The organism is Bacillus sp. RB3 (genome assembly GCF_030164735.1).
GTDB lineage: Bacteria > Bacillota > Bacilli > Bacillales > Bacillaceae_G > Bacillus_A > Bacillus_A cereus.
The window spans coordinates 1-13,397 of the sequence record NZ_JASNGE010000036.1; the positions used below are offsets into that span (position 1 = coordinate 1).

Below are 13,397 nucleotides of genomic sequence, written 5' to 3' on the forward strand. Positions count from 1 at the left end.
AGAAAATTTAGCCATAAAAAATGCACCTCCAATTGTTAGTTATGTGTCTAACAATTGGGGTGCACTTCAAATATAGGAGTCTTTTTGTTACGTTATTTCTTTCGTTTCTTCAAACTTTTTTGATATGCATAAAGCTTATGAATCTCTTCCTTAAATTCATGTAGAAGTACAGTGTTTGCACCATTTGAATACCGCACAGTATTATAAGCATCTATAATAATATCACTTTGAATATTTACATCTTCTTCATCGTTTATTCTTTCTAGCCAAGTTTCAACAGTTTCTCCCCGTTTTCTATTTAAAGGAGAGGTTAACTTACTCTCTAGCTTAAAAATTTCCTTCCGAATTTCGTTATGTGGCGGTTTATTTCGTTTAAAACGATTTTGGCTCATTCCTTCTTTATCAGTAATGATAGTAGATTCGAAGACGTGCATATTTGGTAAACTTAAATGTTTTCGTTTTTTTAATATTTTCCAAACGACGTAAATAGCGATAGCTGTACAGACTATTATTGTAGCGCTATTTATGAGTATTGGATCAAAATCAGGAATTTTTTTCCCGTCTTCAATTTTTGGTTTTAAGAGATGTCCTTTATTTGCCCAAACATCTTCAGTATCTTTTAATTCCGCTGCTTTAATTAATGGCATTAAAGCATAGCCGACGCCTAATGCGACTACTTCCGTTATAAAACCAAAAATAAGTCGAATGAAAGGAAATACTTGAACAATTAATATGCTCATTAAGCCAATCGTAATGATAGAAGCAAAACGTAATAGTTGTTGTTTGCGATTTGCCCCGGTTAACCAAAATGTAATTATAAGATGCAAGGCTAACATTAATAGTTTCCACAACGGTGGAAAGGGTGCATAAAATATAGTTGAAACAACAAACCATACAATACCACCTAAAGATTTTTGAACTGGATATCCAGGTCCGATCGCATGTACGATAAAGAAAAATAGTGGTAATATGATTGTGCCAAAAAGAGAAAAAAGTAAAAATAAAGAGAAAAGAACGATTTGAAGAACTAAAAGTATTACAAATCCTGTTGTTTTTTTCTGCATAAATTTATGAATAAGAAATACTCCAATATAGCCTGTTGTTAAAAATATTGCAATACTAATTAGTTCATCTCTTTCTGTTAATAATGAAAGCAGGAGGAGCAGAATGAAATCATGAATGTGATATAGCCAAGTTTTCAACTGGTTCCACCATCCCTTCACTAGTAATGAGAAACGTTGGCTGCGAGAGAAGAGGGAGTTCATTTCTTTGTAAACCAATGTATATCATTGTAGACGATCGTTCTCTCTTTCTCTTTACATAATGAAGGAATCCTTGTTTCGGAAGTAACGTACTATCATCTGAAATACGGGCTAATTCTTCTAAAGCTTTTGCATATTGTGTTTGTCCTTCATTTAACGGTACATGTAATGCACCGCCTTCTGCTAATACACTAATAAACAATTCAAACGGAATGTGGTGCTTCGTTGTGTACTGGAAAATGTATGTTGCATATGAAATAAGTTCTTCTACATTATCTTTCCAACCAAATCCACGATCGGCAGCTAAAGAAAGACAAATCGTCCAACTATAATTTTTTACAGGTTCATATTGCTTCGCTTGTAATTGTTGCATTTTAGCAGATGCCTTCCAATGAATAGAGCGGAAAGACTCACGCTCATATCGCTTTACACCGATAATAGATGTTTCATCATTGTAAAAAGAAAAATTCGTTCGATAAAATCCATTCAAAAGTTGCTGAAGTTCTTGCAAACCTGCTACTTCTTTAGGAGAAGGATACACAATAATTTCAGTCCTTAATTTATCAAAAACAGGTAAATGTACAGTTAATAGATGAAATGGATCTTTTAATACACATTCAAACTGTTCAATTTGAAACACACCACGCTTCGTTGCGGTTAATGTTAAACCCCATTTTTGTGCCGAATGTGCGGGTTGTGAAAATGGGAAAGAGAATAATGTTTTTGATATTTGTTCAATGCCTTGCTCTTTATGCGGTATAAGGGACGAATTTAAATGAAAGTAACAAACACCATTAACGAGCGGTATGCTGGCTCCATTTTTTAAATGAATAAAAAACTGTCCAGATTCCTCAGGAAAAAGCCGTGTAGTTTGTTTCTCATTTATGATTTGAAACTTCTTCTCTATGAAAGCGACATATTTATAAATAAAAATCGCAAATATATAATAGAAGAAAAAGAGAAACATAAGCATTCGTTGCGGGAAAAAGAATGTGAAAAGTAACGCGATTGGAACGGTTAGTTGAATAATATGGAGTTGAAAAAATAAAGGCACAGTTACAACACGCTGTCCATTCATGCTTGCTCAATCTCCACAGGTACGTCAACTTCTTTTAAAATACTTTTCATAATATCATTTTTTGTCGTACGTAATGCACCTTCCATTGATAAGACGATACGGTGATTCCAAACAGAAGGAACTAACAATTGTATATCTTCTGGTGTGCAATATTCTCTCCCGCGTAAAAAGGCTAAAGCTTGAACAGCACGTACTAAAGCTAATGTGGCACGTGGGCTTACACCGTTAGCGATATAATCATGATTTCTTGTAGCATGAGCAAGTTTAATAATGTAATGTTCTAACGGTTCCGAAACAAATATTTCTTTTACTCGTTTTTGAGATTCTAAAATATCTTCTAATGAGATGACAGATGTGACACTTTCTAATGGTAAATCGTTCCGAAAACGTCGCATCATTTGTAGCTCATCTTCAGGAGTAGGATAACCGATTGAAATCGTCATTAAAAAGCGATCAAGCTGTGCATCTGGAAGAGGGAAAGTCCCTTGTGATTCAATTGGGTTTTGCGTCGCAATAACAAAGAACGGTTTCGGCAGAGGCGTAGATTGTTTTTCGAGTGTCACTTGTCGTTCTTCCATCGCTTCTAACAAACTCGACTGCGTTCTCGGCATTGCACGGTTAATTTCATCTGCTAGCAAAATGTTTGTCATAACTGGTCCAATTCTTAATTCGAATTCGCTTGTTTTTGGGTTGAAGTATTCAATACCTGTTATATCACTTGGAAGTACATCGGGGGTGAATTGAACGCGAGAAAAACTACCACCAATACTTTTGGAAATGGTTTTTGCCAGTAACGTTTTCCCAGTACCAGGCACGTCTTCGAGCAATACATGCCCACCAGCAAGAAGTGAAACGAGCAGTAGATCAATAACATTTTCTTTCCCAACAAACACAGATCCGATGTTTTCTTTCAATTTATTTATCATATGTACCATTCCTTTCATTATAAAAGAGCTAATATTTCTATATTTTAACAAATTATTCAGAAAATTTGTATGGTTTTTTAATTCAAAGAAATGGATATTTAATTATTAAATTACTCTTGCATATTTTGGAATATGATTATACAATATCGATATACGATGTATCGTAAGTCGATATATCATAAGGCGATGTATCGGAGGTAGTTATAATGAATGCGAAGGCGCAAAAATATATTCCGTTAACTGAGGCGACATATTACATATTGTTATCACTAGTGAAACCAATGCACGGATATGGAATTATGCAAATGGTAGAAGAGATGACAAATGGGGAAGTAAAGCTCGGTCCTGGTACTTTATACGGGAATACGACGAAATTACTTAAAGAAAAATTAATTGTTGAAGTTGCCTCTACAGATAGAAAGAAGTGCTATGAGTTAACGCCGTTTGGGAGAGAAGTGTTAGAGCTAGAATATAACAGATTGCAGAGATCTGTAAGGAATGGAAATAGTATATTAGGGGAGTGAATGGAAGATGGAGATAAAAAGGGTATTTAAATTTTTTACGGCATGGAATTTAGAAAAAGAAGAAGCTTTTTTACGAAAGATGCATCAGCAAGGTTGGGCATTACAAAAATATAATTTAATGTATACGTTTCAGAAAACTGAGCCAAAAGATGTAATATACAAAGCTGATTTTAGATTGGTTTATAGAGATTCGAAAGAACAACAACAAGAGTATTTCGAAATATACGAAATGTCAGGTTGGAAACGCGTAACAAGTTTCACAAGATGGAATTATTTTTGTAAAGAGGTAGAAGAGGTTAATGAATTGCCTGATATTTACTCAGAAAAAGAGACGAGGATACAAAAACTAAATGAATTATTGCTATTCCTTGTTATTATATCAGCAAGTATATTACCATCAATGTATAACCTATTTTTAAGCCCGATGGAATCAAGATTGCCAATGTGGGCGAAAGTTACGACAGGTCTTTCAGGTTGTATGTGGATGTACTTTTTTATAAGACTCTCTTGGAAAATCAAAAAATTAAAAAGTGAAATATTATAATAAAGAGTGGAGTTTAAAAGAAGTTGATGAGAGGGAAAACCGGGATCAACTTCTTTTGTTTCTATATAAACGTAATTTGCTCACTCTTTTTTACATAATAAAAACTATGCAATTAAGGTGTAGAACTACTAGTTAAGTATTAAAAATTTTATAACCAAATAAAAATCATAAATGAATAAGAAATGATTCTTAATAATAAACCACTAGTTAAAATGATCCGAAATCCTAAATATTAATATTACTTGATGTATTGCCCTTTTTTGGATATTAGCAAAATAGTGCGAAGTTTAACATATAATAAGGAAGAAATCCATTTTTAATTAACTTATTAAACGAAAAAATCCCTTATAGAAAAATCTATTTCTATAAGGGATAATCATGTTTTTATTAGAAAGACTGATTTTGAGCAGGTTTAATAAATTGTTCTGGGTTTTCAACAAGCCCACATACAGCGCATTGGACGCGATAAGTAGGTCCTTGATAGGCCATATGAAAAGCATTCATCGTTTCATTTGTGTATTCTTCTTCTACTTGACCAGTTTGTGGATTTAATTTGACTGGTTTTACTTGTTGCTCAAGAATATTAAAGCGGGTACGGTTTGTTTTACAACTTGGACATAGCATTGGTTCCATATGTATACACCTCCATTTGTATCATTTCTTAAAATCTTTAATTTTATGCAAGCAAAAAACTTTCTCAATATAAATAGGTGTTTAATGTATTTAAAATTCAGAAAAAATAAAATATAATAAAAGTACGAACTGGTTATGTCCAAACCAAATCTCCTGTTTTATGCCAATAAGCTGGGGGGCCGAGAAATCGGCCTCATTTTTTTTTGCTCATTACTACAAGGAACAAGGTTTTTATGAGACTTTTGTCGAAATTTTAGGAATAGATACAAAGGGGGATGTAAAATGAATTTGAAAATGAAGTACATCATTTTATATGTAGAAAAGTTTGAGGCATGTTTAAGGTTCTATAAAGATATTTTACAGTTACCTATAAAAGCAGAGCACGGAACATATATTGAATTTAATACTGGAACTACCATTTTAGCGATGAATACGCGGCAAGATGTGAAAGAATTAACAGGACTACCGCTTACAGAAGGTGAATTACAGTCTTCTCATTTCGAATTAGGATTCGTTGTTGAGAATGTACAAGAAACGATTGAGCAATTTAGAGAACAAGGAATCAAGATTTTAGTTGAACCTATTGTAAAACCGTGGGGACAAACAATTGCCTACATTGCTGATCCAGATGGAAATTATATTGAAATTTGCAGTTCATTAGAATAGAAGGAGAAAAAGAGATGGGGTTTCCGAGACTAGAAACAGAACGTTTACAATTAAGAGAACTAACACTGTTAGATGCAGAAACGATGTTCCGTTATTTTTCAAAAGAATCTGTTATACGTTATTTCGGAATGGATTCTTTTGAAAATATTGAGCAAGCGAAAACAACGATTCAAACGTTTAAAAATCGTTATGAAGAGGGCAGTGTATTTCGCTGGGGAATCGAGAAAAAAGGGACGGGCCAATTAATCGGAACGTGCGGATTTCATTTAATTAATAATCATCATAAACGAGCTGAAATTGGTTATGAATTAGACGATACATATTGGGGACAAGGGTATGCAACGGAAGCGTTACAGGCAATTTTAACTTACGGGTTTGAAACATTGCAACTTATTAGAGTTGCTGCTGTTGTATATGTAGAAAATAAAGCTTCTCAAAAATTATTAAGTAAAGCAGGATTTCAAGAAGAAGGATTACTTCGAAAACATATGATTCAAAATGGAGTTGCTCATGATACCATTTTATATTCTTTATTAAAAGAAGAGTGGAAGAAGTAATGAGTACAAACGAACTTATAACGATTATGAAGAAGCATAGGGAAAATAGATTCATTTTAGGTATAGATGGTTTAAGTCGATCTGGAAAAACAACATTTGTAGCCAATTTAAAAGAAAATATGGAACAAGAAGGCATTCCGTTTCATATTTTCCATATTGATGATCATATAGTGGAGCGTAATAAACGATATCATACTGGATATGAAGAATGGTACGAGTATTATTATTTACAATGGGACATTGAATGGCTAAGGCAGAAATTTTTTCAAAAGCTACAACACGAAACAAAATTGAAATTACCTTTTTTTCATGAAGAAACAGATATATGTGAAATGGAAAAAGTACAGATTCCTATTGTAGGCGTAATTGTTATTGAAGGAGTTTTTCTGCAGCGAAAAGAATGGAGAGATTTCTTTCATTATATGGTCTATTTGGACTGTCCAAGAGAGACAAGGTTTCTACGTGAGAGTGAGGAGACACAGAAGAACCTTTCAAAGTTTGAAAATAGGTATTGGAAAGCAGAGGATTATTACTTAGAAACGGAATTGCCGAGGGATAGGGCGGATTTAGTCATCCAATGATTTGAAAATAGAAGGTGAATAGAATGAATATTTTATGGGATTTTGATGGGACGTTATTTGATACGTATCCTGCATATACAACAATGCTTTCTGAAATATTAGGTGACTCAGTAGAAAAACAAGAAATATACAAAAACTTAAAAATATCATACTCTCATGCAATTCAGTATTATAATATTTCATGCGAGCAGGAAGAAAAGATTAAAGTTTTGAAGGGGAAATTCACGCCAAAAGATATGAAACCTTTTGCAGGTGTCGAAGAGGTTTTGAAATTTGCAGATAAAAATGTGATTATGACCCATAAACATAGGGCAGGGGTTATGGACATTTTAAAATATTACGGCTGGGAAAAATACTTTGTAGATATGGTTACAATTGACGATGGCTTTCCCCGAAAGCCCAACTCTTTAGCTTATAATCATTTACATAAAAAACATAATATTGATTTAGCTATTGGAGATAGAGAATTAGATTTATTACCTGCAAAAGAATTAGGTATTTCAACATGTATGTTTCAAGGTAATTGTGATGTAGCGGATTATTCTTTATCAAATTACCCGGAGTTTTTTAAGGTAGTGAGTGATAGAGAGTTTTCTTTATAAAAAAAGTTATTAATAAGGACTGAATCTTTCATTTTAAAGGTACAGTCTTTATTTTATATAATTCTTTCATTTTATTCCGCATTAACGGGCAGCCTGATTGCTTCAATTAATATTCAGTGGAGGGTGAACAAAACCTCCACTGATTAAAGTTTCACTTTATTTTCTGTATATAATAATTACTAGAGATTAAAGGATAATCGTCCATCTTTATTAAGGAAGTGGCCAGTTTATTTTAACTAAATTATGGTTATTCATGTTAATATGAACTCATAGCTATATAGAAGGGGTGGGGTTAGTATGAAAACTGAAATAGTTCCTAAAAAGAAGTACAGTATAATAAGCTATGCATCTTTACTCATCGGCATTTTGTGTTTTCTATTCGTTTTTATAACGCCAACAAGGATAGCCAATGCAGGTAATATAGTTGGGGATTATATTACAATTGCCCTGACAGGTGTAGGTATCATGCTTTCAATAATCACAATGACGAAAAGAACAGAGAAGAAGGGAATTGCTATTCTTTCATTAATACTGTCCTCATCATTTTTTATATTTTGGATCATAGCAATTATCCTATTGTTTACTGGTCAAATTAGTTTTGCGCCGTAATGTGTAATAAAAAGAGTCCTTCTCGTATGATATCGGGTTCAGTTACGGGAGAGAAAATATAAAATAACACACAAATTAGGGATGTAAATCACATATGATTTAGCACCCTTTTTTTATTGTTATTATAGTGTTTAAGCACTTTTATATAGTTAAATAGTGTTCTAAATAAAAAGATAAATGGAAAATTTATGTTAAAATAGTTGTAGAGATTATGAAAAAATGTTCTTAAACTAACAGTCAGGTTACTTTAAGAAGGTTTTTTCAAAGGAAATGGTAAATATCATATTTTGAAGGGGTGATTGCAGTGGAGTAAGTGATTTTTTTAATCTTAGTTAAATACTTTGAAGGAAGGCATTTATAACTATGAATACAAAACTAATAATAGTAGAAGGGTTACCTGGATTTGGAAAATCAACCACTGCAAAGCTAATAAATGAAATTCTAAGCCAAAATAAAATTGAAGTTGAACTATTTTTAGAAGGAAATTTGAACCACCCAGCCGACTATGATGGTGTATCTTGTTTTAATAAATTTGAGTTCGATAGATTATTATCTAACAGTGGGGATTTTAAAGAAGTGCTCCTTAAGAAAGTTCTAAAAAAAGGAAGCAATTATTTATTACCATACAGAAAGATAAAAAATGAGTTTGGTGACCAGTTTTCGGACGAATTATTTAACATTATTTCTAAAAATGATATATACGAATTACCATTCGATAAAAATGTTGAATTAATTGCTGATAAATGGAATGACTTTGCTGAAACCGCTCTAGAAGACAATAAGGTTTATATCTTTGAATGTTGTTTCATACAAAATCCATTAACTATTGGGATGATTAAATATGGTGAACAAAAAGAAAAAATAATAAATTATATAATGAAAGTTGCAAAAATCATAGAGAATTTAAATCCAATGTTATTGTATGTAGAACAAGATAATCTTGAATTTTCATTTAGGAAGGCGTTAAAAGAAAGAACTCCAGAATGGTCCACAGGAATTATTGACTATTACACTAACCAAGGCTATGGAAAAGAACATAACCATTCAGGTATAGAAGGAGCGATAAAAGTTCTTGAAGCTAGAAGAAATTTAGAATTAGAAATATTCGATATGTTAAAAATGAAAAAAGAAAAAATCAATAATACAAAATATGAAATTGACTCATATAGGTCAATGTTAAAAGATAAGTTAGCCATACAAATGGTGAAATAGCTTTTTACACTAACTGGTGCTTTAGTTGAATAAGGAAATAAAAACGCTCAGAATATCTTCTGAGCGTTTTAGTTTGTTATTTCTAATGGTTATTAGCATTTTTCTCTTCCTACACTGAACCCATTACTCATATGAAGGACTCTTTTTACTCGGTATCTTCAGGTTGATACTCTAAAATATCACCCGGTTGGCATTCTAATGCTTTACATATTGCTTCTAAAGTTGAAAAACGGACTGCTTTTGCTTTTCCATTTTTCAAGATAGAAAGGTTAGCCATTGTAATTCCAACCTTCTCCGAAAGTTCTGTTACACTCATTTTTCTTTTTGCTAACATTACATCAATATTAATAATAATTGCCATATTATTCACCTCAGACCGTTAAATCATTTTCTGATTTTATATCTATAGCATCTTTTAATAGTCTTTGGAGAACGGCAGCAAAGACCGCGATTACCATTGAAGCAAAAATCATAATCATTCCGATAATAATAATGCCAGGGGCATCATCTCTCTCTGCCACGAGATAAAAAAGTGGCATACCTAATACATATAATACACTAATTGCCAATGCGCTGTACTTAATATTTTTTAAAGCTTGAACAGATAGCTCTGAGAATGCGTTATTTTTATCAATATAGTTTAAAAGCTTAAATGTTTGGTACAGTGCGAAGTAATAAGGTATTGCTGTTGCGTATAAATTGATAAATACAAGATATTTAATATATGCAATAGCTGGATATAATTCTGCGGCGAAATTTCCTATTTTAGGGACTAAAAAAATGCACATAGCAAGAACGGGGATTCCGATCAGAATTACAACGGTCTTTAAAAAGAGTGTGGATCCTTGTTTCATAAAAAGCACCTCATTTATTTAATATCTTATTAATTTAACATGGAATTTATTGTTTAACAATAAATTTTTATTTCTTTTAATCGAGGATTTATTGTTAAACAAGTAATTAATGAAAAGGATGTTAAATCTTTTTTATAAGATAAATGATACATATCAATATTTAATTAAAGAAAGAGAAAGTAACTATTGTTAGCTTTATGAGAATTGGGAACTAATAAAACATATGTAGGTTTTGGTATGGAAAAGGAAATAAGGTGTATTGAAATGAATGCAAAGTTTATGGAGGAACAATCATGTTGAATTATGGTGTGAAGATGAAAAAGTTACTATTAGTGGGAGCTATAATAGTAAGCGTATTAAGTACGGAAAGTATGATGAATTATCATGCGGCCAAAGCTAAGGTGAAAAAAGTAGAACACCAGCCTAAAAATATAATTATGATGGTTATGGACGGAACGAGTTCAACGGCGACAACATTGGCTCGCTGGTATAAAGGGGCACCGCTTACGTTAGATCAAATTGTAACAGGAGGTGTTCGTACGTTTTCGGCGGAATCAGCTATTACAGACTCGGCGCCAGCAGCAACAGCTTTAGCAACTGGAAATAAATCGAATTCAGGATATGTAGGTGTATTACCTTCTATTGTAAGTTCGCCTAGCTTACAGCCAATAAAAGAAGAAGACAAGTTACGGCCGGTCGCAAACGTATTAGAAGGCGCAAAACGTACTGGTCGTGCAACTGGCATTGTTGCTACATCTGAAATTCAGCATGCTACTCCGGCCGGATTCTCCGCTCACCATGTCAATCGCAAACATTTTGACGTAATTGCGAAGCAGCAAGTATATCAAAATATAGATGTCGTATTAGGCGGGGGAAAAGCGGCGCTGTTACCTATGAAAAGTAATGGAATCCGAAAAGATGGTGAAAATTTAGTAAAGGTGATTCAAGACAAAGGATACGATTTCGTTGAAACGAAAGATGCGTTATTGAACTCCAAATCTAATAAAATTTGGGGCTCTTTCTCACATCATGCTCTTGCGTTTGATATGGATCGTATAGCAACAAATCCAGAACAACCAACACTTTCTCAAATGACAGAAAAAGCAATTCAAACATTATCAAAAGATAAAGATGGCTTCTTTTTATTCGTAGAAGGTAGTAAGCCTGATTGGGCAGCCCATGCTAATGATCCAATTGGGATGATTAGTGATGTATTGGCATTTGATGAAGCGGTAGCAAAGGCGTTACAATTTGCGAAGAAAGATGGGGATACGATGCTCATCGCTTTAACTGATCATGGTAACAGCGGCATCTCTATAGGGAATAGGAATACGACAAAAGGATACAATACTACACCGGTTTCTGCATACATTGATCCATTGAAAAAGGCGAAAATGACACTTGAAGGAACTATAAATAAACTGAAATCTGATTTATCAAATGTAGAAGATGTAGCTAAACTATACGGTTTGGATAATCTAACTCATGATGAAAAAGAAAAATTAAAAGTGGCAAAAAAGAAAATGGATGTAGGACGAATTCTTACTACATTATTGGCTAATCGTGCAAATATCGGCTTTACGACAGGAGGACATACAGGTGAGGATGTATTCTTACATTCTTATGGACCTCAAAAACCAGAAGGCTTAATCCAAAATACAGACATTGCGAAGACGATGGCGAAAGCGATGGGCTTTAACTTAGAAGAAGTAACGAATAAAATATTTTTAGAGAGTGAACAAGCCTTTAAGAAAATCGGTGCAACTGTAACAGCCGACAAAACCGAAGGAGCAAACCCGTTACTCGTAGTAAAACATAATAAAGTAGAAGCACAATTATTTGGTAACAAAAATATAATTCGTATCAATGGTAAAGGGTATGAATTAAGAAGTGTTATTGTAGAGAGTAATGGAAAGTGCTATGTACCAGAAGAAGCAATTCAACTATTTGTAAAGCATTCTCGTTAAAAAATTGCCAACCAGTTAAGCTAACTGGTGGCAATTTTTTGTGTTTATTCTAAATATAAGTGTTCGAATTGTTTTGTAAAGTTTTCCATATGAGACTTGTATAAATGTTAAAGGGAAATTATATTTTTTTCTTACATTAAAAAATTTCGTTTTGTAGAATAAGAAGTTATACATATAGTAAAGTCTAATGTGTTATCAATTAATATTTACGAAAAATATATTAATACTTTAGAATTTCTTTAATGTTCATTATTTTTTATTTAAGGTTATCCGTTATATTTATAATATGTTTATTTCAATTTATTGTATTGAAGCTCAGTTTTATATAATTATAAAGCAATCATCAAAATAAAATCTCCACTAGAGTAAATTTATTATTTTTTTGCGGAAATTATTATGCAGCTAAGAAAACTGTAATTTATTGAATTAGAAATATATTAGAATTTAGTTGAAGAAAGAGAGAGGGAATAAAATGAATATAGTGCACTTACGTCCTAAACAGCGGTCTAAGTATCGCATTATGCTAGGGAAGTGGTATTACTCTACAAAGAGGTACATTCAGTGGTTAGCAGACGGAAAAACATATGCAAAAAGGTTTCAACAAGAAAAGCTACCTTGTACAGCAATTCAGCACCGAACGATATTACTTCGTAAGCTCAAAGATGTAGATATGTGGTATCAACAGAATAAGGTTGTTAATTTGAAAATTGCTGTTAAAAAACTAAATGGTATCGTCATTAGACCGGGAGAAACATTTTCTTACTGGCGTTTAATAGGTAAGCCAACGAGGAAAAAAGGGTATGTAGAAGGTATGGTATTACATTACGGATCTTTTCAAACAGGTATTGGAGGAGGTCTTTGTCAGCTTTCGAATTTAATATATTGGATGACTTTACATACACCACTGACAGTAACAGAACGATATCGTCATAGCTTTGATGTCTTTCCTGACTCTAGGCGCACTCAACCGTTTGGGAGTGGGGCGACTTGTTCCTATAACTATTTGGATTTACAAATTAAAAATGAAACGGACCAACCGTATCAACTTCACCTTTATATGACAGATGAACATTTAGTTGGTGAATGGAGAACAGTCTATCCGCAACTTTATCAATATGAAGTGTATGAGAAAGAACACTCAATTCAACCTGCATACTGGGGCGGTTATATACGACATAATGTGATTCAACGTAAAGTATATAATCAACAGAAACAGTTAATAGAAGATCAATATGTAACAGAGAATCACGCTATAATGATGTACGAACCACTATTAGCTTGTAATAATGAGAATAGTGAGTAATATGGTAATCCATAGATTAAATAGTATAGAAAATATTTAATTCTTATTTTTATTAAAAAAGCATGAATCCCAGATTTAC

At 32.8% G+C, this 13,397-nt stretch carries 16 protein-coding genes; 10 read left to right on the forward strand and 6 right to left on the reverse strand.

Annotation, left to right across the window (positions count from 1 at the left end):
- Positions 1-92: 92 nt before the first annotated feature.
- From QO049_RS26285 to QO049_RS26295, 3 genes are read right to left on the reverse strand one after another with little or no spacing between them, the layout of a single operon-like run.
- Positions 93-1,202 (reverse strand): DUF4018 domain-containing protein, encoded by a 1,110-nt coding sequence (locus QO049_RS26285; protein WP_284489638.1) that lies wholly within the window; start codon positions 1,200-1,202, stop codon positions 93-95.
- Complete coding sequence (locus QO049_RS26290; protein ID WP_001014390.1) at positions 1,174-2,340, reverse strand: DUF58 domain-containing protein; 1,167 nt, start codon at positions 2,338-2,340, stop codon at positions 1,174-1,176. Before QO049_RS26290 ends, QO049_RS26285 begins: the two co-directional genes overlap by 29 nt.
- On the reverse strand, positions 2,337-3,266 hold the full coding sequence (locus QO049_RS26295; protein WP_144501453.1) for an AAA family ATPase: 930 nt from the start codon (positions 3,264-3,266) through the stop codon (positions 2,337-2,339). Before QO049_RS26295 ends, QO049_RS26290 begins: the two co-directional genes overlap by 4 nt.
- Positions 3,267-3,472: 206 nt before the next feature.
- Between QO049_RS26295 and QO049_RS26300 the strand changes: the two genes are divergently transcribed.
- Together QO049_RS26300 and QO049_RS26305 are read left to right on the forward strand one after the other, a co-directional pair.
- Positions 3,473-3,790, forward strand: coding sequence for a PadR family transcriptional regulator (locus QO049_RS26300; RefSeq protein ID WP_000991891.1), 318 nt, complete (start codon positions 3,473-3,475; stop codon positions 3,788-3,790).
- 7 nt (positions 3,791-3,797) lie between these two features.
- The gene (locus tag QO049_RS26305) at positions 3,798-4,334 is read left to right on the forward strand and encodes a DUF2812 domain-containing protein (RefSeq protein WP_058839993.1); all 537 of its coding nucleotides are present in this window, start codon (positions 3,798-3,800) and stop codon (positions 4,332-4,334) included.
- Positions 4,335-4,721: 387 nt separating this feature from the next.
- Here the strand turns inward: QO049_RS26305 and QO049_RS26310 are convergent, their stop codons facing one another.
- Positions 4,722-4,967 carry a hypothetical protein gene (locus QO049_RS26310; protein ID WP_000433609.1) on the reverse strand — a complete coding sequence of 82 codons (246 nt, stop codon included), beginning with the start codon at positions 4,965-4,967 and terminating at the stop codon, positions 4,722-4,724.
- A 282-nt stretch (positions 4,968-5,249) separates the two neighbouring features.
- Here QO049_RS26310 and QO049_RS26315 point away from each other — a divergent pair, with 282 nt between their 5' ends.
- The 6 genes from QO049_RS26315 (at position 5,250) to QO049_RS26340 (ending at position 9,194) form a co-directional block, all read left to right on the forward strand.
- A complete protein-coding gene (locus tag QO049_RS26315) occupies positions 5,250-5,633 on the forward strand; it encodes a VOC family protein (RefSeq protein ID WP_001049847.1) in 384 nt (127 codons plus the stop codon).
- Between the two features lie 14 nt (positions 5,634-5,647).
- Entirely contained in the window at positions 5,648-6,190 is a 543-nt protein-coding gene (locus QO049_RS26320) for a GNAT family N-acetyltransferase (RefSeq protein WP_098569765.1), read from the forward strand.
- Positions 6,190-6,771 carry a kinase gene (locus QO049_RS26325; protein ID WP_098569766.1) on the forward strand — a complete coding sequence of 194 codons (582 nt, stop codon included), beginning with the start codon at positions 6,190-6,192 and terminating at the stop codon, positions 6,769-6,771. The genes QO049_RS26320 and QO049_RS26325 overlap by 1 nt, the downstream gene beginning before the upstream one ends.
- A gap of 23 nt (positions 6,772-6,794) precedes the next feature.
- Complete coding sequence (locus QO049_RS26330) at positions 6,795-7,373, forward strand: HAD-IA family hydrolase (protein ID WP_246960335.1); 579 nt, start codon at positions 6,795-6,797, stop codon at positions 7,371-7,373.
- A gap of 297 nt (positions 7,374-7,670) precedes the next feature.
- Complete coding sequence (locus QO049_RS26335; RefSeq protein WP_000845547.1) at positions 7,671-7,982, forward strand: hypothetical protein; 312 nt, start codon at positions 7,671-7,673, stop codon at positions 7,980-7,982.
- Between the two features lie 363 nt (positions 7,983-8,345).
- The gene (locus tag QO049_RS26340) at positions 8,346-9,194 is read left to right on the forward strand and encodes a P-loop NTPase family protein (protein WP_001093189.1); all 849 of its coding nucleotides are present in this window, start codon (positions 8,346-8,348) and stop codon (positions 9,192-9,194) included.
- Between the two features lie 145 nt (positions 9,195-9,339).
- Here QO049_RS26340 and QO049_RS26345 read toward each other — a convergent pair whose 3' ends face one another.
- Both QO049_RS26345 and QO049_RS26350 read right to left on the reverse strand, forming a co-directional pair.
- Positions 9,340-9,555, reverse strand: coding sequence for a helix-turn-helix domain-containing protein (locus tag QO049_RS26345; protein ID WP_000974619.1), 216 nt, complete (start codon positions 9,553-9,555; stop codon positions 9,340-9,342).
- A gap of 10 nt (positions 9,556-9,565) precedes the next feature.
- Complete coding sequence (locus tag QO049_RS26350) at positions 9,566-10,048, reverse strand: DUF2975 domain-containing protein (RefSeq protein ID WP_246960332.1); 483 nt, start codon at positions 10,046-10,048, stop codon at positions 9,566-9,568.
- A gap of 293 nt (positions 10,049-10,341) precedes the next feature.
- Here QO049_RS26350 and QO049_RS26355 point away from each other — a divergent pair, with 293 nt between their 5' ends.
- Entirely contained in the window at positions 10,342-12,015 is a 1,674-nt protein-coding gene (locus QO049_RS26355) for an alkaline phosphatase (RefSeq protein ID WP_246960330.1), read from the forward strand.
- Between the two features lie 472 nt (positions 12,016-12,487).
- Positions 12,488-13,318, forward strand: coding sequence for a VanW family protein (locus QO049_RS26360; protein ID WP_001028242.1), 831 nt, complete (start codon positions 12,488-12,490; stop codon positions 13,316-13,318).
- Positions 13,319-13,397 lie beyond the last annotated feature (79 nt).

Bases quoted from the DNA above. Each gene is read 5' to 3' on its own strand.
- QO049_RS26290 (WP_001014390.1), bottom strand. From the start codon at position 2,340: ATGAATGGACAGCGTGTTGTAACTGTGCCTTTATTTTTTCAACTCCAT.
- QO049_RS26295 (WP_144501453.1), bottom strand. From the start codon at position 3,266: ATGATAAATAAATTGAAAGAAAACATCGGATCTGTGTTTGTTGGGAAA.
- QO049_RS26300 (WP_000991891.1), top strand. From the start codon at position 3,473: ATGAATGCGAAGGCGCAAAAATATATTCCGTTAACTGAGGCGACATAT.
- QO049_RS26305 (WP_058839993.1), top strand. From the start codon at position 3,798: ATGGAGATAAAAAGGGTATTTAAATTTTTTACGGCATGGAATTTAGAA.
- QO049_RS26310 (WP_000433609.1), bottom strand. From the start codon at position 4,967: ATGGAACCAATGCTATGTCCAAGTTGTAAAACAAACCGTACCCGCTTT.
- QO049_RS26315 (WP_001049847.1), top strand. From the start codon at position 5,250: ATGAATTTGAAAATGAAGTACATCATTTTATATGTAGAAAAGTTTGAG.
- QO049_RS26320 (WP_098569765.1), top strand. From the start codon at position 5,648: ATGGGGTTTCCGAGACTAGAAACAGAACGTTTACAATTAAGAGAACTA.
- QO049_RS26325 (WP_098569766.1), top strand. From the start codon at position 6,190: ATGAGTACAAACGAACTTATAACGATTATGAAGAAGCATAGGGAAAAT.
- QO049_RS26330 (WP_246960335.1), top strand. From the start codon at position 6,795: ATGAATATTTTATGGGATTTTGATGGGACGTTATTTGATACGTATCCT.
- QO049_RS26335 (WP_000845547.1), top strand. From the start codon at position 7,671: ATGAAAACTGAAATAGTTCCTAAAAAGAAGTACAGTATAATAAGCTAT.
- QO049_RS26340 (WP_001093189.1), top strand. From the start codon at position 8,346: ATGAATACAAAACTAATAATAGTAGAAGGGTTACCTGGATTTGGAAAA.
- QO049_RS26345 (WP_000974619.1), bottom strand. From the start codon at position 9,555: ATGGCAATTATTATTAATATTGATGTAATGTTAGCAAAAAGAAAAATG.
- QO049_RS26350 (WP_246960332.1), bottom strand. From the start codon at position 10,048: ATGAAACAAGGATCCACACTCTTTTTAAAGACCGTTGTAATTCTGATC.
- QO049_RS26355 (WP_246960330.1), top strand. From the start codon at position 10,342: ATGTTGAATTATGGTGTGAAGATGAAAAAGTTACTATTAGTGGGAGCT.
- QO049_RS26360 (WP_001028242.1), top strand. From the start codon at position 12,488: ATGAATATAGTGCACTTACGTCCTAAACAGCGGTCTAAGTATCGCATT.